This is a genomic window from Salipiger sp. PrR003 (assembly GCF_010500785.1).
Taxonomy (GTDB): domain Bacteria; phylum Pseudomonadota; class Alphaproteobacteria; order Rhodobacterales; family Rhodobacteraceae; genus Salipiger; species Salipiger pacificus_A.
Genome location: NZ_JAAGOV010000021.1, coordinates 1 through 24,663, shown reverse-complemented (window position 1 = coordinate 24,663; position 24,663 = coordinate 1). Strand labels below are relative to the sequence as shown.

24 protein-coding genes, 1 tRNA gene and 1 pseudogene are annotated in these 24,663 nt (G+C 67.9%); 14 read left to right on the top strand and 12 right to left on the bottom strand.

Translation table 11 applies throughout. The features are described from left to right. Positions 1-71: 71 nt before the first annotated feature. The 3 genes from G0D83_RS01260 to ubiA form a co-directional block, all read right to left on the bottom strand. Positions 72-401 carry a hypothetical protein gene (locus G0D83_RS01260; RefSeq protein ID WP_108966714.1) on the bottom strand — a complete coding sequence of 110 codons (330 nt, stop codon included), beginning with the start codon at positions 399-401 and terminating at the stop codon, positions 72-74. Continuing rightward, positions 398-2,371, bottom strand: a complete 1,974-nt coding sequence (locus tag G0D83_RS01255) for an OmpA family protein (RefSeq protein WP_164188827.1) — start codon at positions 2,369-2,371, stop codon at positions 398-400. The genes G0D83_RS01260 and G0D83_RS01255 overlap by 4 nt, the downstream gene beginning before the upstream one ends. A gap of 62 nt (positions 2,372-2,433) precedes the next feature. Continuing rightward, positions 2,434-3,402: a 4-hydroxybenzoate octaprenyltransferase gene (gene ubiA / locus G0D83_RS01250; RefSeq protein WP_164188825.1), complete on the bottom strand. Its 969-nt coding sequence runs from the start codon at positions 3,400-3,402 to the stop codon at positions 2,434-2,436. Between the two features lie 12 nt (positions 3,403-3,414). On the opposite strand from ubiA, the gene G0D83_RS01245 reads away from it, so the two are divergent. The 4 genes from G0D83_RS01245 to G0D83_RS01230 all read left to right on the top strand — a co-directional run bounded on the left by G0D83_RS01245 (position 3,415) and on the right by G0D83_RS01230 (position 6,959). Further along, the gene (locus G0D83_RS01245) at positions 3,415-4,143 is read left to right on the top strand and encodes a 16S rRNA (uracil(1498)-N(3))-methyltransferase (RefSeq protein WP_164188823.1); all 729 of its coding nucleotides are present in this window, start codon (positions 3,415-3,417) and stop codon (positions 4,141-4,143) included. Then, on the top strand, positions 4,140-4,997 hold the full coding sequence (locus G0D83_RS01240) for a GNAT family N-acetyltransferase (RefSeq protein WP_164188821.1): 858 nt from the start codon (positions 4,140-4,142) through the stop codon (positions 4,995-4,997). Before G0D83_RS01245 ends, G0D83_RS01240 begins: the two co-directional genes overlap by 4 nt. Further along, positions 4,994-5,521, top strand: a complete 528-nt coding sequence (locus G0D83_RS01235; RefSeq protein ID WP_164188820.1) for a hypothetical protein — start codon at positions 4,994-4,996, stop codon at positions 5,519-5,521. The genes G0D83_RS01240 and G0D83_RS01235 overlap by 4 nt, the downstream gene beginning before the upstream one ends. Before the next feature lie 67 nt (positions 5,522-5,588). Next, the gene (locus G0D83_RS01230) at positions 5,589-6,959 is read left to right on the top strand and encodes a glutamate--cysteine ligase (RefSeq protein WP_108966724.1); all 1,371 of its coding nucleotides are present in this window, start codon (positions 5,589-5,591) and stop codon (positions 6,957-6,959) included. Positions 6,960-7,558: 599 nt separating this feature from the next. Here G0D83_RS01230 and G0D83_RS01225 read toward each other — a convergent pair. Together G0D83_RS01225 and G0D83_RS01220 are read right to left on the bottom strand one after the other, a co-directional pair. Then, positions 7,559-8,044 (bottom strand): ATP-binding protein, encoded by a 486-nt coding sequence (locus G0D83_RS01225; protein ID WP_164188818.1) that lies wholly within the window; start codon positions 8,042-8,044, stop codon positions 7,559-7,561. Positions 8,045-8,059: 15 nt separating this feature from the next. Then, positions 8,060-8,434: an STAS domain-containing protein gene (locus G0D83_RS01220; RefSeq protein WP_108966727.1), complete on the bottom strand. Its 375-nt coding sequence runs from the start codon at positions 8,432-8,434 to the stop codon at positions 8,060-8,062. A 281-nt stretch (positions 8,435-8,715) separates the two neighbouring features. Here G0D83_RS01220 and G0D83_RS01215 point away from each other — a divergent pair, with 281 nt between their 5' ends. Continuing rightward, entirely contained in the window at positions 8,716-9,903 is a 1,188-nt protein-coding gene (locus G0D83_RS01215; protein ID WP_164188816.1) for an acetyl-CoA C-acyltransferase, read from the top strand. An 83-nt stretch (positions 9,904-9,986) separates the two neighbouring features. Continuing rightward, positions 9,987-10,634, top strand: coding sequence for an RluA family pseudouridine synthase (locus tag G0D83_RS01210; protein ID WP_164188814.1), 648 nt, complete (start codon positions 9,987-9,989; stop codon positions 10,632-10,634). Positions 10,635-10,709: 75 nt separating this feature from the next. Here the strand turns inward: G0D83_RS01210 and G0D83_RS01205 are convergent, their stop codons facing one another. Next, complete coding sequence (locus G0D83_RS01205) at positions 10,710-11,570, bottom strand: N-formylglutamate amidohydrolase (protein WP_108966733.1); 861 nt, start codon at positions 11,568-11,570, stop codon at positions 10,710-10,712. A gap of 158 nt (positions 11,571-11,728) precedes the next feature. Between G0D83_RS01205 and G0D83_RS01200 the strand changes: the two genes are divergently transcribed. Next, positions 11,729-11,803: transfer RNA gene (locus G0D83_RS01200), tRNA-Val, on the top strand. A gap of 80 nt (positions 11,804-11,883) precedes the next feature. Beyond that, positions 11,884-12,009 carry a type B 50S ribosomal protein L36 gene (ykgO, locus tag G0D83_RS01195; RefSeq protein WP_008884645.1) on the top strand — a complete coding sequence of 42 codons (126 nt, stop codon included), beginning with the start codon at positions 11,884-11,886 and terminating at the stop codon, positions 12,007-12,009. Between the two features lie 149 nt (positions 12,010-12,158). Here ykgO and G0D83_RS01190 read toward each other — a convergent pair whose 3' ends face one another. The 5 genes from G0D83_RS01190 to rpsA all read right to left on the bottom strand — a co-directional run bounded on the left by G0D83_RS01190 (position 12,159) and on the right by rpsA (position 16,394). Continuing rightward, a complete protein-coding gene (locus tag G0D83_RS01190; RefSeq protein WP_164188812.1) occupies positions 12,159-12,827 on the bottom strand; it encodes a phosphoribosylanthranilate isomerase in 669 nt (222 codons plus the stop codon). Positions 12,828-12,948: 121 nt separating this feature from the next. Next, positions 12,949-13,299 (bottom strand): lipopolysaccharide assembly protein LapA domain-containing protein, encoded by a 351-nt coding sequence (locus tag G0D83_RS01185; protein ID WP_108967766.1) that lies wholly within the window; start codon positions 13,297-13,299, stop codon positions 12,949-12,951. Positions 13,300-13,304: 5 nt separating this feature from the next. Further along, entirely contained in the window at positions 13,305-13,586 is a 282-nt protein-coding gene (gene ihfB, locus G0D83_RS01180) for an integration host factor subunit beta (protein WP_092425075.1), read from the bottom strand. Positions 13,587-13,861: 275 nt separating this feature from the next. After that, positions 13,862-14,551 carry a gamma-glutamylcyclotransferase gene (locus G0D83_RS01175; protein WP_164188810.1) on the bottom strand — a complete coding sequence of 230 codons (690 nt, stop codon included), beginning with the start codon at positions 14,549-14,551 and terminating at the stop codon, positions 13,862-13,864. Between the two features lie 166 nt (positions 14,552-14,717). Then, on the bottom strand, positions 14,718-16,394 hold the full coding sequence (gene rpsA / locus G0D83_RS01170; RefSeq protein WP_108966738.1) for a 30S ribosomal protein S1: 1,677 nt from the start codon (positions 16,392-16,394) through the stop codon (positions 14,718-14,720). 364 nt (positions 16,395-16,758) lie between these two features. Here rpsA and G0D83_RS01165 point away from each other — a divergent pair, with 364 nt between their 5' ends. The 5 genes from G0D83_RS01165 (at position 16,759) to G0D83_RS01145 (ending at position 22,770) form a co-directional block, all read left to right on the top strand. Continuing rightward, positions 16,759-17,724: a GAF domain-containing protein gene (locus G0D83_RS01165; protein ID WP_164188808.1), complete on the top strand. Its 966-nt coding sequence runs from the start codon at positions 16,759-16,761 to the stop codon at positions 17,722-17,724. A 157-nt stretch (positions 17,725-17,881) separates the two neighbouring features. Next, positions 17,882-19,399, top strand: coding sequence for an aldehyde dehydrogenase (gene adh, locus G0D83_RS01160; RefSeq protein WP_108966742.1), 1,518 nt, complete (start codon positions 17,882-17,884; stop codon positions 19,397-19,399). A gap of 204 nt (positions 19,400-19,603) precedes the next feature. Further along, a complete protein-coding gene (locus G0D83_RS01155; RefSeq protein WP_164188806.1) occupies positions 19,604-20,296 on the top strand; it encodes a metal-dependent hydrolase in 693 nt (230 codons plus the stop codon). Between the two features lie 201 nt (positions 20,297-20,497). Beyond that, positions 20,498-21,487 (top strand): hypothetical protein, encoded by a 990-nt coding sequence (locus G0D83_RS01150; protein ID WP_164188804.1) that lies wholly within the window; start codon positions 20,498-20,500, stop codon positions 21,485-21,487. 113 nt (positions 21,488-21,600) lie between these two features. Further along, positions 21,601-22,770 (top strand): exo-alpha-sialidase, encoded by a 1,170-nt coding sequence (locus tag G0D83_RS01145; RefSeq protein ID WP_164188802.1) that lies wholly within the window; start codon positions 21,601-21,603, stop codon positions 22,768-22,770. A gap of 79 nt (positions 22,771-22,849) precedes the next feature. Here the strand turns inward: G0D83_RS01145 and G0D83_RS01140 are convergent, their stop codons facing one another. Next, complete coding sequence (locus tag G0D83_RS01140; protein WP_164188800.1) at positions 22,850-23,563, bottom strand: SIMPL domain-containing protein; 714 nt, start codon at positions 23,561-23,563, stop codon at positions 22,850-22,852. Between the two features lie 165 nt (positions 23,564-23,728). Between G0D83_RS01140 and G0D83_RS01135 the strand changes: the two are divergent. Continuing rightward, positions 23,729-24,663 (top strand): annotated as a pseudogene (locus tag G0D83_RS01135) (hypothetical protein); the annotation flags it as partial.

Here is a 24,663-nt window from a genome sequence, read left to right as displayed (position 1 = left end):
CGGAACCTCATTCACTGCAAAAAAGGCGAGGCACAGCCTCGCCTTGTCGCAAGCTGCGCCTGAGATGGCTCTCAGGCCATGCCCTTCTTGCGTTCGACCAGCCCGCGCAGGTCCTCGGCCTCGTGCCGCGCCTCGCGCAGACCCTCCATAGCCGCAGAGAGCTCGGCCTCGGTCTGCGCCAGCTGATTGGTCAGCTCGGCCTCGCGCTGCTGCAAGTAGGTGATCGCCTGGTCGCGGGTCTCCTCGGCTTCGTGCAGCTCGCGGCTCATCTTCTCCAGCTGGTCGACGTCGGCCTGGGCGACGCGCTTGAACCGGTGCACCAGCCAGTTGGCGAACCAGCCCATGCAGAAGGCCACGAAGAGGATAACCGCCGTCGCGATCACGAATTCCGTCCGGTTCATTCTTCTGCCCCTTCCATGCCTGCCTCGCCCGTCCCTGCCTCGTCCTGCGCCGCGTTGTCCTGCGCGGCGTCACTTTCTTCCGAGGCCCCCGACTCACCGGTGGCTTCGGCGCCTTCCTGTTCGATCTGCTCGAGCGCGGTCGGCTCTTCCTCGGTCGGCTCGGGGCGGATCAGCTTGAATTCGATCCGGCGGTTCGCCTCGCGTCCCTCTTCGGTACTGTTATCCGCAATCGGCAGTGTTTCGCCATAGCCTTTCACGCGATAGCTTGAGGTCAGCACGCGGCGGTTGCGCAGTGCGTCGAGCACCGATTGCGCCCGGTCGCGGCTCAGCGCCTCGTTCATCGACTCGCGGCCCTGGCTGTCGGTGTGGCCCTGGATCTCCAGTGGGATGTCGCCGCAAAGCTTCAGCAGATCGGCGAGCTCGTCCATGATGTCCTTGGCCGAGGAGTCGAGATTGGCCGAGCCCGGCTCGAAGCTGATCTTCCGGTCGCCGATGATCTCGACGATCTGCGCCTCGCATTGCTCGGGGGTTGGGATGCCCAGCTCGGGGTCGAGCTTTTCCTGGTAGGTGACGTCGATCTCGTAGTCGGCGCCCTCGCCCAGCTTGTCCGAGAGCAACCCGGCGATCTCGGCGTTCGCGTCCTTATTGCCCGTATTGCCCGAGACCCGGACCAGTTCGGGGGTCACCCGCAGCGCGCCGTTGCTGAGCTGTCCGAGCGCCTCGAGCCCGGTCAGCACGCGGGTCGACCAGCCATTCGGCAGCCCCTCGACGACGCGCGCGGCGGTATAGACACTGTCCGAGCCGAAGAGCGCCTTGGCCAGGCTGTCCGCGGTCTCGCGCGAGAGGTCCGAGTTGATCCGGCCGCGCAGCTGCACCGAGCCCTCGGGCGAGAGCGTGGCGGTGAACTCGGGCGGGCCCTGGTCGGTTTCCTGCGGCGTCTCGGGCAGCGTGGCGTGCAGGGCAAAGACCTGCGGCAGCGCCGTATCGAGTTCGCCCACCACCCGGTCGAAAAGCCCCTGGCTGGTGCCTTCCAGCGCCACAAGCGAGACATCGGCATTGGAGAAGGTGACCGAGCCCCCGCCCAGCTCCTTCACTGCCGAGATCGCCATTGCCCCGGCCTCGCCCCAGCGCCGCGAGGGCACGCCCAGTCCGAGGCGGCAGTTGGCCGTGCCCTCGAAACCCGTGTCCTGCGCCGCCTTGAGGATACGCTCGCGCGCAGCCTCGGTATCGGCGGAACAGGCGTCGAAGCGCGGCCCCTCCTCGTCCATCAGGAAGCGCAGGGTGAAGGGGGTGATCACCGGCCGCGGCGCGGACAGATCAAGCGTCAGATCCACGCCATTCGGTGCCCGGCGGCGCAGGGTGCGCTCGATCTCGCGCCGGTCGCTCTCGCTGTCAGTCATCGCCTTGATGTGCACCCGACCCGCCGAGACCGAGATCTTCGAGCGCGGCAGATCCTCGAGCGCGCGGCCGGCGAAGTCCACGGCAGCGCCCCAACCCTCGGGCTTGGGGAAATCGGCCTCTTCGAGCAGGTCGGCCACCTGCTGATCACCCTCGGTCATCTCCGAAAGCACGCCCAGCAGACGCTCACGGTCGGTTTCGCCGGGCACCAGCCCGATGATCGAGATGCCGGACTCGTTGCGCAGGATCTCCATCGAGAAGCGCGGCGCCTGGATTTCCTCGGCATCGGCGACCAGCATCTGGTCGATGACCCGCGCTGAATCCACCGCGGAGCCTGCCACTGTCATCGCCCGGAACCGCGCCGCCTCGTCGGGCGCGGTTCCGATGAGAAAGACCTGCAAACCGTTCACATCGACCTCGGCCCAGTCCTGCCCATCGCGCAGCAGCGCATCGGCGACATCCTGCCGCGAGGCGGTCTCGACCATCTGCATCGAGAAATAGGCGGTCCCGGCACAGAGCGCCGCAGCGGCAGCAAAGGCGGTAGCCGGAAGGAGATAGCCGGAAAGGCGCATCAAAGCGTCCCTTTCTTGATCAATTTTTCATCTCTGATACGCCCGCCCCCGGGTCGGCGCAATCATGCCAAAAGCGCGGCGGCGAAAAACAGCACGGGCAGCAGGCCGGCGTCGCGGTTGGACCGGAACAGCCTGAGCAGCACGGCATTGTCGTTCACGTCGAGCTTGCGCATCTGCCAAAGCATATGCCAGCCAAAGGCCCAGGGGCCGGCGATCAGGATCACCAGCTGCAGGATCTCGCCGCGCGGCGCGGCCAGTACCACTGCAAGCCCCATCAGCGCGACCGAGATCACCAGGAAACGCGCCAGCATCGCCGGGGTGCGTGCGTCGCCGAACAGCCGCGCGGTGGATTTCACCCCGATCAGCGCGTCATCTTCCTTGTCCTGGTGGGCGTAGATCGTGTCGTAGAACAGCGTCCAGGCCATGCCCGAGAAGTAAAGCGCCACCGCGGGCCAGCCGAGGCTGCCGCTATGCGCCGCCCAGGCCAGCAGCGCGCCCCAGTTGAAGGCGATGCCAAGGAACACCTGCGGCCACCAGGTGAACCGCTTGGCGAACGGGTAGATCGCAACTGTCCCCAGCGCCACGACCCCCAGCAGGATCGCCATCGGCGGGAACGTCAGCAGGATCGCGAAGGAGATCAGGCATTGGACCACCGCCCAGGCCAGCGCCTGCTTCACGCTGACCTGCCCCGAGGGGATTGGCCGCGAGGCGGTGCGCGCCACCGAGCCGTCGAAATCGCGGTCGGTAATGTCATTCCAGGTGCAGCCCGCGCCGCGCATCAGGAAAGCGCCGATGCCGCAGCCGACGAAGATCCACAGGTCGAACCAGCGCGCCTGCCCGTCCGCGACCATCGACAGCAGCAGGCCCCACCAGCAGGGCAGCAGCAGCAGCCACGTCCCGATCGGCCGGTCGGCGCGCGACAGGCGCAGGTAGGGGCGCGTCCAGGCCGGGGCGTGGTGATCCACCCAGTTGCCCCGGACGGCGTCGGAAACCTGTCCTTCGGGATCTGGCGCTGCGCCGGGATGGGTCATATGGTCCGCCTCATGACTGCTAAGGTACGCCTGTATGTAGACGACCCGCTGGGCGCGGGACAACCGGTCGCTCTCGAACGCGAGCAGGCCCACTATCTCTTTTCCGTGATGCGGCTGCCGGTCGGCGCGCCGGTTGCCCTGTTCAACGGCCGCGACGGCGAGTGGCTGGCCGAGGTGGCCGAGGCCGGCAAGAAGGGCGGCACGCTGACTTGCGTGGAACAGACCCGCCCGCAGGGCACGCCGCCCGACCTCTGGCTGCTCTTCGCGCCGATCAAGAAGGCGCGCACCGATTTCATTGTCGAAAAAGCGGTGGAACTGGGCGTGCGGCGCATCGTGCCGGTGCAGACCGCCTTCACCAATTCCGAGCGCATCCGGCAGGACCGGCTGCAGGCCCACGCGGTCGAGGCGGCAGAGCAATGCGGCGCCACCTTCGTGCCCGAGGTGGCCGAGTTGCAGAAGCTGGACCGGCTGCTGACCGATTGGACCGAGCGCCGCCTGCTCTTCTGCGACGAATCCTCTGCCGGGGCCGGCACCGATTATGCCGCCGCCCTGTCGGGCGATCCCGCTCCCTGGGCCGTGCTGATCGGCCCCGAGGGTGGCTTCTCGGAGCCCGAACGCAAGAAGCTGCACGGCATGGACCAGGCAACGTCCATCGCCCTCGGTCCGCGCATCCTGCGCGCCGATACGGCGGCCGTGGCTGCGCTGACGCTCTGGCAGGCGCATTGCGGGGATTGGGCATGATCCGGCGCGCCCTGCCCGGCGATGTCGCAGCGCTCGACGCCTTCCTCGCGCCCCATGCTGAAACCTCGATGTTCCTGCGCAGCAATATCGCCGCGCACGGACTCGGCGACAGTGGTCACCGGCTTGCCACCACGGTGCATATCTGGTCCGAACGCGGCGCGATCCGGGCGGTCTTTGGCCGAACACGGCGTGGCGACGTCATCTGCCAAGCGCAGGGCGCTCCCACAGAGGCGTTCCGTGCCTATGCCGAGATCATCGCCCCCCTGCCGGTGACCGTGATCAGCGGCCCCCCGGAGCAGACCGCCGCGCTCATTTCGGCGCTGGGGCTCGGGGACGCCGCCTTCAGGCTGAACCAGGTGGAGCCGCTCTACAGGCTCGATCTGGCCAGGCTGCCAGACTGCGCGGATGTCATCCGACCGCCCGGCCCCCAGGACGCGTCGCTGCTGGCGGACTGGTTCTTCGACTACGGGGTCGACATCAAGGCGACGGCCGCCGACGAACCGGCCCGTCAGGCCGCACGCGAGCGCGCCGACTATTGCATCACCAAGGGCTCGCTGCGCCTGCTCATCGACCAGGGCCGGCCCGTGGCCATGAGCGATTTCAATGCCGAGGTTGCGGATCTCGTTCAACTCGGCGGCGTCTTCGTGCCGCGCGCCCTGCGCAATGCTGCGCGCGGGCGCCGGGTGGTCCACGCCCAGCTCCGCGAGGCGCAGGACCGCGGCATTCGCACCGCGGTGCTCTTCGCCAATAACCCGGCGGCGGCGCGCGCCTATGAGGCGCTCGGCTTCGAGCATATCGGCGGCTACCGCGTCGCGGTGCTGCGTGTGCCGCAAACGGCGAGGACGCACGCATGAGCTTCCTGCGCCCCGAGGCCGAGGCCACGCTGATGCGCTGGCGCGAGGTTCTGGTGGGGGCCGGTGCCGTGGCGCTCGGCCTCTACTGGGCGCTCTTCACCGGCGGGCTTCTGGCGCTGCTGGGATGGGCCGTGGCGCTGGCCGGCGCGGCGCTCACCTTCGCCGGGGTACAGCGCGCGCGCTTCCGCACCGGCACTGGCGGGCCGGGCATGGTACAGGTGGTCGAGGGGCGGATCAGCTATTTCGGCCCGCTCACCGGCGGCTTCGCCGACTTGTCGAGCCTCACCGCCCTCAGCCTCGATCCCTCCGCCAGGCCGCCGCATTGGCTGCTGCGCAGCGAAGACGGCACCATGCTGGCGATTCCCCTCACCGCCGAGGGCTCGGAGCAGCTCTTCGACATTTTCGCCCAATTGCCCGGGCTGCAGACCGAGCGGATGCTGTCGAAGATGCAGGCGCGTGGCTCCGCACCGGTGCTCATCTGGCAGCGCGCCAGCGCACAAAACCACCCCCTCCGTCTGCATTGACAAGGGCTTCGGTTGCGCCCATCCCTGACCTTCGACACCAAAGGCGAGCAAGATCGGAGCCCAAGCCATGTCCATCCCTCAATCCGGCGGCGGGCCGATCGAGCATCACGCGCAGCTTGCCGAGTACCTCGAAGAGGGCATCAAGCCCAAGGACGACTGGCGCATCGGCACCGAACACGAGAAGTTCGGCTACCTGACCGACACGCATGCCCCGCTGCCCTATGACGGCGAGCGCTCGATCAAGGCCGTGCTCGAAGGTCTGCGCGACCGTCATGGCTGGGCCGAGGTCACCGAGGGCGGCAACCTCATCGGTCTGACCAAGGACGGGGCGAACGTCTCGCTTGAGCCCGGCGGCGCGCTCGAGCTGTCGGGTGCCCCGCTTGAGACCATCCACCAGACCTGCGACGAGGTGAACGAGCACCTGCGCGAGGTGAAGGGCATCGCCGACGAGATCGGCGTGGGCTTCATCGGTCTCGGCGCCGCGCCCGAATGGAAGCACGAGGAAATGCCCCTCATGCCCAAGGGCCGCTACAAGCTGATGGACGCCTACATGGGCAAGGTCGGCACCACCGGCACCACGATGATGCGCCGCACCTGTACCGTGCAGGTGAACCTCGATTTCGGCTCCGAGCTCGACATGATCAAGAAGATGCGCGTGGCGCTGGCGCTGCAGCCGGTCGCCACCGCGCTCTTTGCCAACTCGCCCTTCCTCGAGGGCAAGCCGAACGGCCTCAAGAGCTACCGCGCCTACGTCTGGCGGCATCTCGACGCCGCGCGGACCGGCATGCTGCCCTTCGTCTTCGACGAGGGCTTCGGATTCGAAAGCTACGTGGAATACGCGCTCGATGTGCCCATGTACTTCGTCTACCGCGACGGCAAGTACATCGACGCACTCGGCCAGTCCTTCCGCGACTTCATGGCCGGACGCCTGCCCGCCCTGCCCGGCGAAAAACCGACGCTCTCGGACTGGGCCGACCACTTGACGACGCTCTTCCCAGAGGCGCGGATGAAGAGGTTCATCGAGATGCGCGGCGCCGATGGCGGCCCCTGGCGCCGGCTCTGCGCCCTGCCTGCCTTCTGGGTAGGCCTGACCTACGATCAGGGTGCGCTCGACGCCGCCTGGGACCTGGTGAAAGGCTGGGACGACGCAACCCGCGAGGGTCTGCGCGTTGCCGCCTCCGAACAGGCGCTGCAGGCCGAGGTGAACGGCATCCGGATGCACGATCTGGCCGCGCAGGTGCTGGAGATCGCCGAGGCCGGGCTCAAATCCCGCGCCCGCCCCGGCGCGGGTGGCCTGCTGCCGGACGAGACACATTTCCTCAACGCGCTGAAGGAAAGCATCGAGAGCGGCACGGTGCAGGCCGACGAGATGCTGGCGCATTACGAGGGCGACTGGGGCGGCGATCTTTCGAAGATCTACGGCGCCTACAGCTACTGAGGCCCGCCCCCTGCCACCGAGATCCCAAGCCGCCCGGTCCGAAAGACCGGGCGGCTTGCGTCAGGGCGACCGCGTGCCGACACGGACAGGGGCGCGGCTCGGCGGCGGGCTCTGCCATGTCGCAATCTGTGCAGTCGGGATCTGCGCGGTCGGGATCTGCGCGGACCGGATCTGTGAGGTCGGGGAAATCGCTGCGCTTTAGAGTCCTCGACGCCACGCACTGGGTGGGGGCTGAAACGGCGTGGCGCCGAGGGAAGCCATATGCAGCTACAGTTCCATGTATCCCGCTCAAATCAGGCAATACTAAGGTCGCTCTGAGACCTTAGTGCAGCAGGCCGGGCAGATTGTCCCGGGTCGGCGAAAGCCCGCGCAGATCACCCCTTCAACGGCAGAAAGACGCCCATCGCACGGAAACCCCGGAAAGCGTCAGGACTTACCGGAAGTTCCACGCGACCGCGTCAACGCCGCGCCCCCCCGCCGAACCGGCACAGCGCGCTGCGGCGGCAGGGCACAGTTTTTGCCGCCCGTGCGCCCACGGCCATCAACACTGGGACAAAAATGCGCAGCCACTGAGACCCCGGCTTGGCGGGGCATCGCGCTCAGCCGCGCTCGCCGGGCTCCGGCCCGCTGACCAGAACCAGACGCAGGACGTTTTCGCGGCCGTCCCGCCGGTAGCTGACCTCCGTCGCGAGACGCCGGATCAGATACCAGCCGAAGCCGCCCTCGGCCAGATCGCCGTCATGGCCCAGAGGCTTCAACCGCCCCTCGGGCAGGGCGAGGCCCGGCATCGGCCGTCCGCGATCGCGCAGTTCCAGGTGAATTTTTCCGGGCGCCCCCTGCAGCCGCAACGTGATGCGCCCCAAGTCCTGCCCGGCATAGGCATGTTCGACGATGTTGTTGAGCGCCTCGGCCAGTACCAGCTCGGCGCAGCTTCGCGCGCGGGCATCATGACCACCGCGGCCAAGCGCCTCCGTCACCTGCCCAAGCGCCGCGCGCACCTCCGTGGCGCTGCTGGAGATCTGCAGCCTCAGCCCCGCGCCGCCCGGCTCCGGCCCGTCGGCCCCCATGACCGAGCGCAGCGCCATGGAACCCATCTCCCTTCAGCCCTCGGAGCCATCCACCGGGGACCGCTGGGCGCCCAGCGGGGCTTGCGCGACCTCCGCCTCGGCCAGCGTCGGGTAGAGTGCAAAGATCGTGTCCATCCGGGTGAGACGGAACAGCTTGTCGACCATCGGCGTGAGCCCGGCGAGGTCGAGCCGCTGCGGCGGCGGCATGGCCTTTTTCACCGCGACCACGGCGCCGAGCCCGCTGGAATCGATGAACTCCACCTGCGAAAGGTCGAGGATCACCCGGCCCGCCTCGGATGAGAGCGCAGCGCGCATGGCGTCCTTGAATTGGATCGCCACAGCCGCATCGATGCGCGGCTCGCCAACGGCGATGATCTGCGGCTCCGTTCCCCGGCACGTCAACTTCATTACGTCCTTGCCTCCTGAAGTTCGCCCCTCTGCGGGCGGCAACGCCTCCGGCAGGTGACCGGCCCAGCCTGCCACGGCCGCTCACGGCCCCTCACCACGCATCACAACGCATCACCGGCCGCCCTGCCAGCTCTCTGCCACCCTGCCCGATCCGCGCGCGGTGCCGGGCCGACACCGCCGACGCATTGCCGAGGCGGCGACAAGCGCCCATATTCTCAGCACGCTAGACGGCAATCCTTACCATTCGGTATTCAGGTGTCGTGACCCTGGGAGGAGAGAGCATGCAGGATGTGGTGATAACCGGTGCCGCGCGCACCGCGATGGGCGGGTTCCAGGGGATGCTCTCCGGGCTCAGCGCGGCGCAGCTCGGCGGCGCCGCGATCCGCGCGGCGCTGGCCGAGGCCGGGCGTCCGGCGGTGGACGAGCTGCTGATGGGCTGCGTGCTGCCCGCCGGCCAGGGCCAGGCCCCGGCGCGCCAGGCGGGCTTCAAGGCCGGTCTTGGCGAAGAGGTGCCCGCCACGACCCTCAACAAGATGTGCGGCTCGGGAATGAAGGCGGCGATGATGGCCTGGGACCGGCTGGCGCTCGGCCAAGCCGAGGTCATGGTCGCCGGCGGCATGGAGAGCATGTCCAATGCCCCTTACCTTCTGCCCAAGATGCGCGGCGGCGCCCGTCTGGGTCATGGAGAGGTGATCGACCATATGTTCCTCGACGGGCTCGAGGATGCCTACGACAGGGGAGAAAAAGGCGGCGGCCGCCTCATGGGCAGCTTTGCCGAGGATTGCGCCGAGGCCTTCCAGTTCACCCGCGAGGCGCAGGATCAATACGCGCTCGCCTCGCTGTCGAACGCGCTCGACGCCGAGCGCAGCGGCGCTTTCGAGACCGAGATCACCCCGGTCACCGTGCACGCCCGCACCGGCGAGGAGGTGATCACCCGCGACGAGCAGCCCTCCCGCGCCCGCCCCGAGAAGATCCCGCATCTGAAGCCCGCCTTCCGCCCCGGCGGCACGGTCACGGCCGCCAATTCCAGTTCGATCTCGGATGGCGCCGCGGCGCTGGTGCTGACCACCCTCGCCAATGTCGAACGCACCGGCGCCCTGCCCCGCGCCCGCATCCTCGGGCACGCCAGCCATGCGCAGGCCCCCGGCCTCTTTCCCACCGCGCCGATTCCCGCCGCCCGCAAGTTGCTCGAGCGCATCGGCTGGCGGCCTTCCGACGTGGATCTCTGGGAGGTGAACGAGGCCTTCGCGGTCGTGCCCATGGCGTTCATGAAGGAGATGGGCCTGCCGCGCGACGTGGTGAACGTGAACGGCGGCGCCTGCGCGCTCGGCCACCCTATCGGCGCCTCGGGCGCGCGGATCATGGTCACCCTGCTGAACGCGCTCGAAACCCGCGGGCTGAAGCGCGGCGTGGCGGCAATCTGCATCGGCGGCGGCGAGGGCACGGCCATCGCCATCGAGCGGCTCTAATCCCCCAGCGCGCGCCCTGCGCGGCCTTCTGCGACGGCGCGGGCCCTTGCGGCCAGCACCGCCGCCTGCCATGAGCAGGCCCCATGAGCGCTGAATACACCCCTCCGCAGGGCGAGATCCCGATCCTGCACGCGGACCACGAGATCCTCGTGGTCGACAAGCCCGCCGGGCTGCTCTCGGTGCCCGGCAAGGGCCCGGAGCTGGCCGACTGCCTGATCGAACGGCTCAAGCAAGCCTTCCCGCAGGTTCTGCTGGTGCACCGGCTCGATCGCGACACCTCGGGGGTCATGGTCTTTGCCCTGACGCCGCACGCGCAGCGCCACATCGGCCAGCAGTTCGAATACAGGCGCACCAAGAAGACCTACCTCGCCCGCGTCGCCGGCAAGCTCGAGCCGAAGACCGGCCATATCGACCTGCCGCTGATCGTCGACTGGCCCAACCGCCCCAAGCAGATGGTCTGCCATGAGACCGGCAAGCCGGCGCAGACCGACTGGCGGGTGATCAAGTGCAGCGACGAGGAGAGCCGGGTGCACCTCATGCCACTCACCGGCCGCAGCCACCAACTGCGGGTGCACATGCTGGCGCAGGGTCACCCGATTCTCGGCGATCCCTTCTACGCGCCGGAGACCGCGGCCAACTATCCGCGCATGATGTTGCACGCCGAAGAGCTGCGCCTGCGCCACCCCGACGGCGGCCTCGGCCTCAAGTTCCGCGCCCCCGCCCCGTTCTGAGCACGGTGCCAAACGCGTCTTCGAGGTGAAGATACCCACCGACGGAGCTGGACGCCGCGCACCGGCGGCAGAGGGTCACTCGGCCGCCAGCCGCTGCTCGCGGTGCCCGATCGCGGCGATCTCGGCGATCACCCCGCGCAGCAGCCTGCGGAAGGCGTGGAAGTTGCCGTTCGGCTTGATCGCCGCCTCATCCATGTAGAGCCCCCGGTCGATCTCGATCTGGATCGCGTGCTGACGCCGCGAGGGGCGCCCGTAGTGCATCGTTGTGTAAGCCCCGGCAAAGGGCGAATTGCGCGCCACCACGAGCCCGGCCCGGCTGAAGGCCTGCTCCACCAGCTCGACGATCTCCGGCGCGGCAGAGGCCCCGAAACGATCGCCCAGCACGATCTGCGGGCGCGCCCCGCCCTTGCGCAACATGCTCTCCACCGCCTCGTGCGGCATCGAGTGGCAATCGATCAGGATCGATTCTCCGAACTGCGCCTTGGCGGTGTCGAGCAGCGCCTGCAAACGGGTGTGGTAGGGCTTCCAGTAGAGCCCGATTCGCCGCTCGGCCTCGGCCAGCGGCAACTTGCCACTGTAGATCGCCCGACCGTTGGCGACCACGCGCGGCACCACTCCCAACCCGCTCGCCACCCGCGGGTTGTGGCCGGTGCGGCGCACCCCCTCGATGAGCGCGGGATCAAGCTCGTCCGACGACCGATTCAGGTCAAGAAAGGCCCGTGGCGCCCCGGCCCGCAGCAAGGGCGCGCCGAATTGCGGCGCGCAATCGAACAGGCGATCGACAAAGGCATCCTCGGAAGATCGAATCAAGGTCTCGTCGAGGATGGTCCCGCGCAGGAAGCTCCAGGGGTAATCCCGGCCCGAATGCGGAGAGGCAAAAACCACCACCGAACTGGGCGTTTCAGGCAGGTCGAGGTGATACGCGACTTTGGGCATAAGGGCTCCTTGCGAAAACAAGATAGCCGGAACCGATTTCTGCCAAAAGCCCTTGATCCCCCCTCCGACTCCTTTTATAGAGCCCTCCACCGGCGCTGCTCACCGCGGACTTCCACAGAGGAAAGCGGAGCGAAAGCAAAGAAAAGCGCAGGCCATACGGGCGGTTAGCTCAGCGGTAGAGCACTACGTTGACATCGTAGTGGCCACTGGTTCGATCCCAGTACCGCCCACCACTATTCACCGCTTCGGGATGCGTCCCGGGGCACAACGCAACGCCAGGCGCTCGCGCGCCGCGAAAGAGGAGAGACTTGATATGAAAGTCGCAAACTCGCTCCGCTCGCTCAAACAGCGCCATCGCGACTGCCGCGTCGTGCGTCGTAAGGGCCGCGTCTACGTGATCAACAAGACCCAGCGCCGTTTCAAGGCCCGTCAGGGCTAAACGAAGCGCAGGACGAGATCCGGCTGAGGGCCGCCCAAATGGGTGGCCTTTTTGCTGTCTGGGACCCTCACATCCCCCCTGCCGCGCCTCAAGAAAAAGCCCCGCAGATTGCGGGGCTTTTCCAGTTTCTAAGCCGGAACAGGCGGACTTCAGAATCGCGGCACCGCGGGCTCGGCCCCGGCGGCCTGCGCGGCGCCGACAAAGGCGCGAATCAACTCGGGCGATTTCTCGCCACGTGCGCGCTCCACGCCCGACGAGACGTCGATCTGGCGCGCCCCGGTCAGCCGTACCGCCTCGGCGACATTCTCGGGGGTCAGCCCTCCTGCCAACATCCAGGGCACCGGCCAGCGGCGACCGGCAACAAGCCGCCAGTCGAAGGCCAGCCCGTTGCCGCCCGGCAGCGCCGACTCCTTCGGCGCCTTGGCATCGACCAGCAACTGGTCCGCCACCTTGCCATAGGCCTCCAGCGCCGGCAGATCAGCCTCCGAGGCGACGCCCACCGCCTTCATCACCGGCAGGCCGTAGCGGGCGCGAACCTGCGCCACGCGCTCGGGCGACTCGTGGCCATGGAGCTGCAGCATGTCGAGCGGCACCTCGGCGACGATCTCGTCGAGCAGCGAGTCGTCCGCATCCACCACCAGCGCCACCTTGGCGAGTCCGACGGGGGCCAGCAGCGCCAGCGCGCGCGCCTCTGCGACGCTCACGGAACGCGGGCTTTTGGGAAAGAAGACGAAGCCTGCGTAGCGCGCCCCGGCCTCGGCGACGACAGCTACGTCCTCAGGCCTGCGCAGCCCGCAAATCTTCACCTGAATGTCCATGTCGGCCCTCCGGCTCGCGTTGCGGTTCCACCGCGAAAATATCCCCGGGGGACGCGAGCGCAAGCGAAAGGGGGCACACGGCCCCCTTCCCTTCTAGCCAGCGATGCGGCGCGAGTCGCCCTCAGGCGCTCTGGTCGAGGATCGCGAGAACCTCGTCCTTGTCCTTGTCGCGTTCGTCCTGGGTCTTCTTGAGCTGGCGCTCCAGACGCTTCACCTCGGTCTTGCGCTGCGCAGCCACGGCGCGGTGCTTGTGCTCGCGCAGCCATTCCCAGACGAAGCCGATGAGCAGCCCGGCGATGATCCCGCCAAGGATGACGATGAACACCGGCACGGTCGCCGAGAGCTGGAAATTGAGCAACGTGGCAAGCTCGGCCGGCAACAGGTTGAGCGTCACCGGGCCACGGTTGGCCAGAGACACGCAGATCAGCACAACGGCCAGCACGGCCCAGAAGGCGTAGCGAATGTATTTCATCGAGGTCACTTCCCGTTCAGTCGGTCCCGCAGGAGTTTGCCGGTCTTGAAGAACGGCACGCATTTCTCCTCGACGTCAACCGCTTCGCCGGTACGGGGGTTCCGTCCCTGCCGCGCGTCGCGCTGTTTCACCGAAAACGCCCCGAAGCCGCGCAGCTCGACGCGGTTGCCATGCGCCATAGCCGATGTGATTTCTTCGAAGATCGTGTTCACGATCCTCTCGACGTCCCGCTGGTAGAGATGCGGGTTCTCTTCCGCGATCTTCTGGATCAATTCCGATCTGATCATCCTCGCCCATCCCTGTATCGCATTTTCGGAGCCTCCCCCGTTGTACGACCTTTGCCCGGGGCGCGCCAAACACAAACCGCGCGAATCAGAGAAAAACCCATGGAAAGCAGCGTATTGCGCGGCTTCACGCCGGTGTAACCCCTTCGATACCCCAAAGCAGGCCCATTGCTGCGTCGCGGCTAGGCGAAAGCACCCCCCCGCGATTCGCCCCCCAAATGCGTCCGCAAAGAGGCAGAGCGGTCTCTAGATACCTCTCGAAGCCGCCCGGACCGGCGCTAGTCCAGCGCGTCGATCTCCGCCGCCACAAGCTGCTGAAGGCGCCAGAGATTCGGGTCGTGAATGCCCTGCGCGGCCAGCGCGGTCACCGTGCGGTGCAGGTATTCGGTGTTTGACCCGGCGTGACCGCAGGCGCGCGCGATGATCGCCGCGGTCTGCTCGAGCGACAGGTCGCGGCGCAGGTCCTGTCCCTTCGGCGGCGCATAGAAGGTGAGCGCCCGCACCGGGCCTTCGGCGGCCTCCACCTCGATCCAGGCGTAGGACTCCGCCACCTCGGCAAAGGGCACCTCGCGGCGCACCAGCGCCTCGAGCGCCGGCAGCACCTCCGGCTCTGCGATCTCCTGCAGCAGCGCCGTGCAGTCGCCGCCCGGCATCAGCGCCATCATCAGCCCCGGCGCCTCGGGGGTGCCACGCCAGGAGGTCAGCTCGATACAAAAGGCGCGGTGCCAGCCGATCGCCCGCCCCGGCCGCGAGGCCACCGGGCGGAATTCCGGCTTCCACAGCAGCGAGCCATAGGCAAAGACCTGCAGTGGCCCCTCGGGCCGCTGCGCGAGGATCTCCCGCGCCTTGGCGGAGACGGCGGCCTCGTCGAGGCGGGTCCAGCCCCAATGCAGCGCATCGTCGCCCTCGGGGACGTCGCGAAACACCCGGCTCACATGCTCTTCGGTAAGGTGAAGCTCTCTATCCATGCTCCGCATATCGTCCCTGAGACCAGTTCCGCGCAAGAGCGCGGGTCGCCCTGCACAATCCCCTGTGCGCTGCCGCGCGGGTCAGAGCAAAGGCGCAGGACCGGAGGGGACAAACGAAAAAGGCCCCGGTCTCCCGGGGCCTTCCTCAATTCAGCAAGCGCGAGGCTTACTCGTCGCGCTTCAGAGCTGCGCCGAGGATGTCGCCCAGCGATGCGCCGGAGTCGGAGGAACCGTACTGTTCCACGGCTTCCTTCTCTTCGGCGATCTCGCGTGCCTTGATCGACAGGCCCAGACGACGGGTCTTGCTGTCGATGTTGGTGACGCGGACGTCCAGCTTGTCGCCGACCGAGAAGCGCTCGGGGCGCTGGTCTGCGCGGTCACGCGACAGGTCGGAACGGCGGATGAAGGACTTCATGCCTTCGTATTCCACCTCGATGCCGCCGTCTTCGATCGCGGTGACTTCGACGGTCACGATCGAGCCGCGCTTCACGCCGCCAACCGCGTCAGCGAACTTGTCGCCGCCGAGAGCCTTGATCGAGAGCGAGATGCGCTCCTTGTCGGTGTCCACTTCGGTGACAACGGCCTTGACCACGTCGCCCTTGCGGTACTCCTGGATGGCTTCCTCGCCGCGCTGATCCCACGAGAGATCCGAGAGGTGAACCATGCCGTCGATCTCGCCGGGCAGGCCGATGAACAGACCGAATTCGGTGATGTTCTTGACCTCGCCCTCGACCTCGGTCCCTTCCGGGTGAGTCTCGGAGAACACTTCCCACGGGTTGCGCATGGTCTGCTTGAGGCCGAGCGACACGCGACGCTTCGCGGGATCGATCTCGAGAACCATGACTTCGACTTCTTGCGAGGTCGACACGATCTTGCCCGGGTGGACGTTCTTCTTGGTCCAGGACATTTCCGACACGTGAACCAGACCTTCGACGCCCGGCTCCAGCTCCACGAAGGCGCCGTAGTCGGTGATGTTGGTCACGCGGCCGGTGTGCACCGAGCTCAGCGGGTACTTCACGGCCACCAGATCCCACGGATCTTCCTGCAGCTGCTTCATGCCGAGGCTGATACGGTGGGTGTCCTTGTTGATCTTGATGACCTGGACCTTAACGGTCTCGCCGATCGACAGGATCTCGGACGGGTGGTTCACACGGCGCCATGCCATGTCGGTGACGTGCAGCAGGCCGTCGACGCCGCCCAGGTCTACAAACGCACCGTATTCGGTGATGTTCTTGACCACGCCGTCGACCGTCTGGCCTTCGGTGAGGTTGGCGATGACTTCCGCACGCTGCTCGGCGCGCGATTCCTCGAGGATTGCACGGCGCGAGACAACGATGTTGCCACGGCGACGGTCCATCTTGAGGATCTGGAACGGCTGCTTGAGACCCATGAGCGGGCCGGCGTCGCGCACGGGGCGGACATCGACTTGCGAGCCGGGCAGGAAGGCCACGGCGCCGCCGAGGTCGACGGTGAAGCCACCCTTGACGCGGCCGAAGATCGCACCTTCGACGCGGGCGTCGTCGGCATAGGCCTTCTCGAGACGGTCCCATGCCTCTTCGCGGCGGGCCATCTCACGGCTGATCACGGCTTCGCCGCGGGCGTTTTCTGCTGCGCGCAGGTAAACCTCGACTTCGTCGCCGACCGAGATCTCGGGGGCTTCGCCGGGGTTTGCGAATTCCTTCAGCTCGACGCGGCCTTCCATCTTGTAGCCGACGTCGATGATGGCCTGGCCCGCTTCGATCGCGATGACCTTGCCTTTAACAACGGACCCCTCTTCGGGGGTGTCCATTTCGAAGCTTTCGGAAAGGAGGGCTTCGAACTCCTCCATGGTTGCGTTTGCCATGTGGCGTATATGTCCTTTACATCGATTTTTCTGGCCGGGTGGTTGTCTCCACCGGTCTTCGGATTGGTCTTTCGGGCGCTCCGCATATGACAAAGAGGGCCGGTTGTCCGACCCTGCCCGTCTCGATGTCCGCGGCGTTGGTTGCCTTGCTTGACGCGCGCGATATAGACCCGCAGGCTCCGCAGATCAAGGCCGAAGGCTTGGCGGTGCCGCGTCATACTGGCCGCGGGGCCGCTTGGACGACCTCCGGCGGGCCTATCGGGAAACGAAAGAAGCCCCCGCGCCCGCCTCTCCAGCCAAGCACGAACGAAGGATTTGGCGCCGAAGCGAATTGCTGTATCGTCGGCCTCCGGAGGACACCCGCATGACCCGATCCCGGCCCTCAGCCGACCGCCACGCCGCCCGCGTCGTCGAGACGGCGACCGACCCGGCCGCCGCGGCACGCTCGCGTCTCGCTGCCTCCTGGCGGCGGTCGCTGGCGCATCACGGGCTCGACCCGGCACGGCAAGACGGGGTGCACCGGATCACGGACCAGGCGCTCTCCGAGCGGCGCGAACAGGCCGAGCGGCTTCTGCATATCGCCGCGCCGAAACTCGACGCGCTCTACCAGATGGTCGGCAGCTCGGGCTGCGGCGTGCTTCTGACCGATGCCGAGGGCGTGGTGCTCGACCTGCGCGCCGGCTCGGGCGATCTCGGGGTGTTTCGCGCCTGGGGTCTCTGCCCGGGCTCGGACTGGTCCGAGGCCTCGGAGGGCACAAACGGCATCGGCACCTGCATCGCCGAGGCCCGGCGGGTGGTGATCCACCGCGACGAGCATTTCCACGCCCGCAACACCGCGATGAGCTGCATGGACGCGCCGATCTTCGGCCCCCAGGGCGAGCTCATCGGCGCGCTCGATGTCTCCTCGGCCCGCGCCGACCAAACCGAGGCCTTCAACCGGCTGATCGCCGCCATGGTCTCCCAGACCGCCCGGCAGATCGAGGCCGACACCTTCCGCGCCGCCTTCCCCGAGGCGCGGATCATCGTCGCCGATGCCGAGGAGAGCGAGGCCTCGGTGCTTCTGGCGGTCGATGGCGACGACCTGGTGCAGGGTGCCACCCGCGCCGCGCGCCGCTCCTTCGGGTTGGAGAGCAGCGGGCCACTCGTCGCCCGCCCGGCCAGCGACCTCTTCGGCCGCGACGATGGCCCCTCGGGGTTTGATCGCGCCGAGCGCGCCGCCATGGTGCGGGCGCTGGCGCGGGCCAGGGGCAATGTCTCCGAGGCCGCGCGCACGCTTGGCGTCGGTCGGGCGACCTTCTACCGGCGGATGAAAAAGCTCGGGCTGTCGTAGCGCCCAGCGCCGCCGCGCGTCATCTCCCTGCCCAAACCTGTCTCAGGGCTGAGACAGATCCGCCCGTCCCGCGACTTCCCCCGGGCTGACGCGGCCTTCGCGCCTCGCCACACTCTCCTCATCCCCGGTGGAGGACCGGGCCCTGAGGAGGACAGACATGAACGAGATGACCCAAGTCGCGGCTGGCTACCAATCGCCCTTCCGCACCCGCTACGACAACTTCATCGGCGGCAGGTTCACCGCCCCGGTGAAAGGCCAGTACTTCGACAACATCACGCCGATCACCGGCGCCAAGGTCTGCGAGGTGGCCCGCTCCACCGCCGAGGACATTGAGCTGGCGCTCGACGCCGCCCATGCCGCGCGCGAGGCCTGGGGCAAAACCTCGGCCGCCGAGCGCTCGAACATCCTGCTGAAGATCGCGGACCGCATCGAGGAAAACCTCGAGTTCATCGCCACCGCAGAGACTTGGGACAACGGCAAGCCGATCCGCGAGACCATGGCCGCCGACATCCCGCTGGCGGTCGACCACTTCCGCTACTTCGCCGGCGCGCTCCGGGCGCAGGAAGGCAGCATGTCCGAGATCGACCACGACACCGTGGCCTACCACTTCCACGAGCCTCTCGGCGTGGTCGGGCAGATCATCCCCTGGAACTTCTCGGTGTTGATGGCGGCTTGGAAGCTCGCCCCGGCCCTTGCCGCCGGCAATTGCGTCGTGCTGAAACCGGCCGAACAGACCCCCGCCGCGATCATGGTCCTTATGGAGTGCATCGCCGATCTGCTGCCGGACGGCGTGCTCAACATCGTCAACGGCATGGGCGCCGAGGTCGGCGCGCCGCTCGCCCGCAGCCCGCGCATCGCCAAGATCGCCTTCACCGGCTCCACCGAAACCGGGCGCAAGATCATGCAGGCGGCGACCGAGAACCTGATCCCGGTGACGCTCGAACTGGGCGGCAAGTCTCCCAACATCTTCTTCTCGGACGTGATGGCCGAGGATGACGCCTATCTCGACAAGGCGGTCGAGGGCTTCGTGCTCTTTGCCTTCAACCAGGGCGAGGTCTGCACCTGCCCCAGCCGCGCGCTCATCCAAGAGGACATCTACGAGGAGTTCATCAAGCGCGCCATCGCCCGGGTCGAGGCGATCCAGCGCGGCGATCCGCGCGACATGTCCACCATGGTCGGCGCGCAGGCGAGCCAGGAGCAGCAGGACAAGATCCTGAGCTACCTGACCATCGGCGTTGAGGAAGGCGCAGAGGTGCTCACCGGCGGCAAGGCGGCAAAGATCGAGGGGCTGGAGAACGGCTTCTACATCGAGCCGACGATCCTCAAGGGGCACAACAAGATGCGCGTCTTCCAGGAGGAGATCTTCGGCCCGGTCGTGTCTGTCACCACCTTCAAGGACGAGGCCGAGGCGCTCGCCATCGCCAATGACACGATGTACGGGCTCGGCGCCGGCGTCTGGACCCGTGATGGCACCCGCGCCTACCGCTTCGGCCGAAACATCGAAGCCGGCCGGGTCTGGGTGAACAACTACCACGCCTACCCGGCCCATGCGGCCTTTGGCGGCTACAAGCAGTCGGGCGTCGGGCGCGAGAACCACAAGATGATGCTCGACCACTACCAGCAGACCAAGAACATGCTGGTCAGCTACAACCCCAACAAGCTGGGCTTCTTCTGATCAGAATTTCCTGATCCCCAGCCACCTGGCCGGCGCGGGCGTATCCCCAAGCGCGCGTCGGCAAGGGGTCCGCCGGCCAGGCCCTCCCGCCTGGCCGGTGGTTCTTTTCGCACCCATGCCCCTCCAGGCCATCGCTTGCCCGTCATTTTCCGCGTGCTACCCTCCGCCTCAATCCAAGATTGGCAAGGCTCAGGAGGCACTCGCATGAACATCATCTGGCTCGGACACGGCTCCTTCCGCATCGAGATCGAGGACCAGGTCCTGCTGATCGACCCCTGGGTCAAGGGCAACCCGGCCTTCCCCGAGGACCGCATCGAGGACGCCCTGAAGGACGTCACGCAGATCCTCATCACGCACGGCCATTTCGATCACACCGACAATGTCGTCGAGGTCTCTCAACGCACCGGGGCGCCGGTCTCGGGCATCGTCGAGCTTGCCGGGCAGCTGCACGGCAAGGGCGCGATCGAGGGCCACGCCTTCAACAAGGGCGGCACCATCTCTTTCGGCAATGTCAGCGTCAGCATGGTGCCCGCCTCGCACAGCTCCTCCCTGCCGACCGACGAAGGCCCCAAGTATGCGGGCATGGAAACAGGCTTCATCATCAAGGGCGAAGGCAAGACCATCTACTTCTCGGGCGACACCACGATCATGGCCGACATGGCCTGGATCGGACAGTATTATAAGCCCGACATCGGCATCCTCAGCGCCGGCGGCTATTATACGATGGATATGGAGATGGCAGCCTGGGCGTCGAAGACCTACTTCGACTTCGACACGGTCATCCCCTGCCACTACCGCACCTTCCCGGCGCTAGAGCAATCGGCAGCCAAGCTGGCCGAGGGCCTGCCGGGCGTGCAGGTGATCGAGCCCGAAGTGCTGACGGCAATCTCGCTCTAGACGGCCCAGCCAAGCCGGGCGAGGCCAGCCTGCCGAGGCGGGCAGGCGCTCGTCCGGCGCTGTCGACCTCAGTCCGGCGGATCGGCGTGCTGCTTCCGATGTCACAGCGCGCCCCCGCCGCACCGCCACCCGCTTCCCGCCCCCTAAGGTCCCGCCTATAGTCCCGCCCAAGCATGGCACCACAGGCGAAAACCGGGCAGAATGACAGGTCCCCACCCGCTCAACATCCTGATCGTCGGGCAGCACGGGCGGCTGCAGTACGAGGCCGTGCTCTTCGCCCTCTCGCTCGATGCCGCCACCCCCGAGGGCCGCGCCCGCCTCTTCGTCGCCGAACCGCAGCCGGGCCCGCTCTGGGACGATGATCCGCGCATGACCCCCGAGGCCTGCGACATCCTGCGCGACCTCGGTGCCCGCATCGTTCCCTTCGAGAGCCGCCACTTCGGGCAGGCCTACCCCTACGGCAACAAGATCGAGGCACTTTTTGCCCTGCCTGCGAAGGAGCCCTTTGTCTTCTTCGACACCGACACGCTGATCACCGGCGATCTGTCAGAGGTGCCCTTCGACTTCGCCCGCCCCACCGCCTCGATGAGGCGCGAGGACACCTGGCCGAAGATCGAGCTCTACGGGCCGGGCTACACCGAGACATGGCGCGCCCTCTACGACCGCTTCGGGCTCGACTTCGAAAGCTCGCTCGACCGCTCGTGGCCCGACGAATACTGGCAGCGCTACCTCTACTTCAACGCGGGCTTCTTCTTCCACGCCTGCCCGCAAGACTTCGGGCAGCGCTTCCTCGACTACGCCCTTTCGATCAGGGACGACCCGCCCGAGGCGCTGGTCTGCCAGAGCCTCGACCCCTGGCTCGACCAGGTGGTGCTGCCGCTGGTGATCCACAGCTTCGGCGGTGGGCGCGACACCCTGCCCGAGGGAATGCTCGACGGCAGCCACAGCTGCCACTACCGCGCCATGCCGCTGCTCTATGCCCGCGAGAGCGACGCGCTCATCGCCTTTCTCGAGGCCATCGCCGCGCCCAAGCGCATCAAGAAACTGCTCAAGGACCACGAGCCCTTCCTGCGCTACATCTACCAGGGGCGCGGCGCCAAGGTCCGGGCGATGTTCGACCGCAACGATCTGCCGCGGCGCGAGCAGGGCATCCGCAACCCGCTCAAGCGCGCCGGGCTCTGGATGCGCTGAAGCCCGCCCCAACTTGCCACGCGCGGAAACCTGCACCCCCTCGCAAAAGCCTCTTCGCGGTGCCCCAAGACTCATGTTAGGTTGATATCAACCCAAAGGACGGAGGAAGTCCCATGAGCACCGCCCCCACGCTTCTTGTCGGCACCACCAAGGGCGCCTTCCTGCTCGCCAAGGGCGAGGACGGCTGGAGCGCCGAAGGCCCCTTCTGCAACGGCTGGCCGATCAACCACATGGCGGGCGATGCCAAGACCGGCACGATCTGGGCAGGGGGCGGCAACGAGTGGTTCGGTGCCGGGGTCTGGCGCAGGAACGGCCGCGCGAATGGCAGCGCGAATGGCGACGGCTGGGAGCTGGCGAAGCTCGCTGGCGGTCAGATGGACGACTGGATATCCAATGACCCCGAGCTCGCTGCCCGGCTCGGGATGACGGCCTCCGGCCCCGCTCCCTACACCGGCCAGTTGCAGGCGGTCTGGTCGCTCAAATCCGCGGATGGCACGCTCTACGCCGGCGGCAAGCCCGCGGCGCTCTACGCCAGCAAGGACGGCGGCGAGACATGGGAGGAGATAGAGAGCCTGCGCAATCACCCCTCCGCCGACGACTGGATGCCCGGGGCAGCGGGGCTCACCCTGCACACGATCGTCGCCGATCCGGCCGATCCCAAGCGCATGTGGCTGGCGATCTCTGCTGCCGGGGTCTTCGCCACCGAAGACGGTGGCGAGACATGGGAGCGCCGCAACCGCCGGTCCAATGCCCCGGCCACGCCCAGCTCTCATCCCGCCGCCGGCGACGGGCAGGAGACCGGCCATTGCGTGCACAACATGGGCCGCGCCGCGGGGGGCGGTGACGTGCTCTACCAGCAGAACCACCACGGCGTGTACCGCTCGCGCGACGGCGGTCGCAGCTGGGACGAGATCACCGAGGGGCTTCCCTCGACCTTCGGCTTTCCGATCGGGCTGCACCCCAGCAACCCCGAGACGATCTGGACCCTGCCGCTCAACGGCGACACCGAGGGGCGCTACCCGCCCGACGCGAAGGCCGCGGTCTGGCGCTCCCGCAATGCGGGTGAAAGCTGGGAGGCCTGCAGAGACGGGCTGCCGCAGCAGGGCTGTTTCTTCACCGTGCTGCGACAGGCGATGGCGGTGGATGCCGCCGAGCCCGCCGGGGTGTTCTTCGGCACCAACTCGGGCTCGGTCTTCGGTTCATTCGACGAGGGCGACAGCTGGAGCGAGCTGGCGCGCCACCTGCCGACGGTGCTCTGCGTCGAGGTCATGCCACGCGCCTGAGCCGTCCCCTGTCCCCGCGGGGACAGAGGTCGGGCGTCCCCGCGGGGACGGAGAGCCCGCGTCCCCGCGGGGACAGGGCTCACTCGGGCGCGCCGCCCAGCTCGAAGACCATGGTGACCTGCGTGCTCACCACCGTCTCGCCGGCCGCGACGGGCACCTTGGCGCCGCGGGCCATCTCCATCATCGGCGCCGGGGCAAAACCGCCGCCCGCCTCGGCGATCGAGATCACCGGGCCGAGCGTCACCCCGGCGGCCTCAGCCAGAACCCGGGCCTTGTCCATCGCGTCGGCGACGGCGGCGCGGCGCGCGTCCTGCATCACCGGCTTCGGCTCCTGCAGACCGAAGCTGAGGCCCGAAAGCTGGTTGGCGCCACCGTCAAGAACCGCGCCCAGCACCTCGCCGATCCGGTCCAGGTCGCGGACCCGCACGGTCAACATATTGCCCGCCTCGTAGCCGGTTATGCCGCGCGTGGTGCCGTCCTCGCCGTTCGACCAGACCGGCCGCAGCGAGATGTCGGAGCTCTGGCGGTCCGCCGCGGCGATGCCCAGCTCGTCGAGCCGCGCAAGCAGCGACTCGGCCACGCGCGAGGCCTCGTCCATGGCGGCGCCGGCCTCGGCGTTCTCGGCGGTGATGCCGAGCGAGACCGTGGCCATGTCTGGGGCCGCGGCCACTTCGCCCTCTCCGGTCACGGTGATGCGCGGCAGCGGCGCCTCCTGCGCCTGCGCCAGCGCCGGGGCGGCCAGCGCGAGACAGGTGGCGGCCATGAGGGCGGCGCGGCGGGGAATACTGGTCATAAGCACATCCTTTGGCTTGGAATTCCGCTCACAATGTCGGTAGGGACACGGCAAACGACAAGGGGCGGGCGCCCCCGGTTCTTTCGCTGAGCAAACTCCTGCTGTAGGCTGCGCTCAAGGAGCCGGAGACTCCCATAGCTCCAAGAGCAGTGCTAGAGACCGCGCATGATACCAGATTTCGCGCTTTCGCTTACATCCGACGGGCTTACCCTGCTGCGCCGCGAGGCCGGCGGATGGCTTGCGCTGGCCGATGCCGATCTGTCTGCGGACGGCTTCGACGCCATGCGCGAGCGCGCGCAGGCGCTCGACCCCGCGGGGGCGCAGGTGGCGCTTTTCCTGCCCAACGATCAGGTGCGCTATCTCGAGATGCCCGATCCCGGCACCGAGATCGAGCGCCGCGCCGCGCTGGAAGCCGCGCTCGAAGGCGCGACGCCCTACCGGGTCGCGGATCTGGTTCTCGACTGGTCGCTCTCCGGCACCACCCTGCTTGGCGCTGCCGTGGCGCGGGAGTCGCTGGAGGAGGCCGAGACCTTCCTGCGCGAGCGCGGGTTCGAGCCGGTGCTCTTTGCCGCAATACCGCCCTCGGGCGCCTTCCGCGGCACCGCCTATTTCGGCCCCGCCGACTCCTGGCAGGGCGCCACCCCCGAACGTCCGGGCAAGGTGGTGCTGCTGCCGCTGGAGGTAACGGCCGAGCCGCAAACCGCCGAGACGATTGCGGACCCGGCGGAGCCAGAGCCCGCCGCTGAATCGCAGACCGTCCCGGTCACCCCTGCCGTTGCCACGGAAGCGCCCGCAGCTGCCGCAACACCGGCGCCGCCCGCCACCCCGATTGACGCCACGGGCGACGCCCCGATTGACGACCATGTCGCCCCCCCTGTCGAGGTTCCTGTCGCCGCAGAAACGCCGCGGGCCGATCCCGGCGCCCCGCAAAGGCCTGCCGAGTCGGACCCCGAGCCCGTTCCCATGCCCCCCCCCGAGGCTGCGCCCCCGCCTGCCCCGGTCGCGCCGCCGATCGCGCACCCCGTCTCGCCTCCCGGCGCGCCGAGCTTCAGTAGCGTGCGCGCCAGCCGCGGCCCGGCGCCCGCGGCCTCGGCCTCGGC

What these genes read in the sequence shown, in the direction of transcription:
- ykgO (WP_008884645.1), top strand. Translation starts at nt 11,884, where the DNA reads ATGAAAGTCGCAAACTCGCTCCGCTCGCTCAAACAGCGCCATCGCGAC.
- G0D83_RS01260 (WP_108966714.1), bottom strand. Translation starts at nt 401, where the DNA reads ATGAACCGGACGGAATTCGTGATCGCGACGGCGGTTATCCTCTTCGTG.
- G0D83_RS01145 (WP_164188802.1), top strand. Translation starts at nt 21,601, where the DNA reads ATGAGCACCGCCCCCACGCTTCTTGTCGGCACCACCAAGGGCGCCTTC.
- G0D83_RS01190 (WP_164188812.1), bottom strand. Translation starts at nt 12,827, where the DNA reads ATGGACATTCAGGTGAAGATTTGCGGGCTGCGCAGGCCTGAGGACGTA.
- G0D83_RS01210 (WP_164188814.1), top strand. Translation starts at nt 9,987, where the DNA reads ATGAGCGCTGAATACACCCCTCCGCAGGGCGAGATCCCGATCCTGCAC.
- G0D83_RS01245 (WP_164188823.1), top strand. Translation starts at nt 3,415, where the DNA reads ATGACTGCTAAGGTACGCCTGTATGTAGACGACCCGCTGGGCGCGGGA.
- G0D83_RS01185 (WP_108967766.1), bottom strand. Translation starts at nt 13,299, where the DNA reads ATGAAATACATTCGCTACGCCTTCTGGGCCGTGCTGGCCGTTGTGCTG.
- G0D83_RS01165 (WP_164188808.1), top strand. Translation starts at nt 16,759, where the DNA reads ATGACCCGATCCCGGCCCTCAGCCGACCGCCACGCCGCCCGCGTCGTC.
- G0D83_RS01255 (WP_164188827.1), bottom strand. Translation starts at nt 2,371, where the DNA reads ATGCGCCTTTCCGGCTATCTCCTTCCGGCTACCGCCTTTGCTGCCGCT.
- G0D83_RS01205 (WP_108966733.1), bottom strand. Translation starts at nt 11,570, where the DNA reads ATGCCCAAAGTCGCGTATCACCTCGACCTGCCTGAAACGCCCAGTTCG.
- adh (WP_108966742.1), top strand. Translation starts at nt 17,882, where the DNA reads ATGAACGAGATGACCCAAGTCGCGGCTGGCTACCAATCGCCCTTCCGC.
- G0D83_RS01225 (WP_164188818.1), bottom strand. Translation starts at nt 8,044, where the DNA reads ATGGCGCTGCGCTCGGTCATGGGGGCCGACGGGCCGGAGCCGGGCGGC.
- G0D83_RS01235 (WP_164188820.1), top strand. Translation starts at nt 4,994, where the DNA reads ATGAGCTTCCTGCGCCCCGAGGCCGAGGCCACGCTGATGCGCTGGCGC.
- G0D83_RS01220 (WP_108966727.1), bottom strand. Translation starts at nt 8,434, where the DNA reads ATGAAGTTGACGTGCCGGGGAACGGAGCCGCAGATCATCGCCGTTGGC.
- G0D83_RS01155 (WP_164188806.1), top strand. Translation starts at nt 19,604, where the DNA reads ATGAACATCATCTGGCTCGGACACGGCTCCTTCCGCATCGAGATCGAG.
- G0D83_RS01140 (WP_164188800.1), bottom strand. Translation starts at nt 23,563, where the DNA reads ATGACCAGTATTCCCCGCCGCGCCGCCCTCATGGCCGCCACCTGTCTC.
- ubiA (WP_164188825.1), bottom strand. Translation starts at nt 3,402, where the DNA reads ATGACCCATCCCGGCGCAGCGCCAGATCCCGAAGGACAGGTTTCCGAC.
- G0D83_RS01240 (WP_164188821.1), top strand. Translation starts at nt 4,140, where the DNA reads ATGATCCGGCGCGCCCTGCCCGGCGATGTCGCAGCGCTCGACGCCTTC.
- ihfB (WP_092425075.1), bottom strand. Translation starts at nt 13,586, where the DNA reads ATGATCAGATCGGAATTGATCCAGAAGATCGCGGAAGAGAACCCGCAT.
- G0D83_RS01175 (WP_164188810.1), bottom strand. Translation starts at nt 14,551, where the DNA reads ATGGATAGAGAGCTTCACCTTACCGAAGAGCATGTGAGCCGGGTGTTT.
- rpsA (WP_108966738.1), bottom strand. Translation starts at nt 16,394, where the DNA reads ATGGCAAACGCAACCATGGAGGAGTTCGAAGCCCTCCTTTCCGAAAGC.
- G0D83_RS01215 (WP_164188816.1), top strand. Translation starts at nt 8,716, where the DNA reads ATGCAGGATGTGGTGATAACCGGTGCCGCGCGCACCGCGATGGGCGGG.
- G0D83_RS01230 (WP_108966724.1), top strand. Translation starts at nt 5,589, where the DNA reads ATGTCCATCCCTCAATCCGGCGGCGGGCCGATCGAGCATCACGCGCAG.
- G0D83_RS01150 (WP_164188804.1), top strand. Translation starts at nt 20,498, where the DNA reads ATGACAGGTCCCCACCCGCTCAACATCCTGATCGTCGGGCAGCACGGG.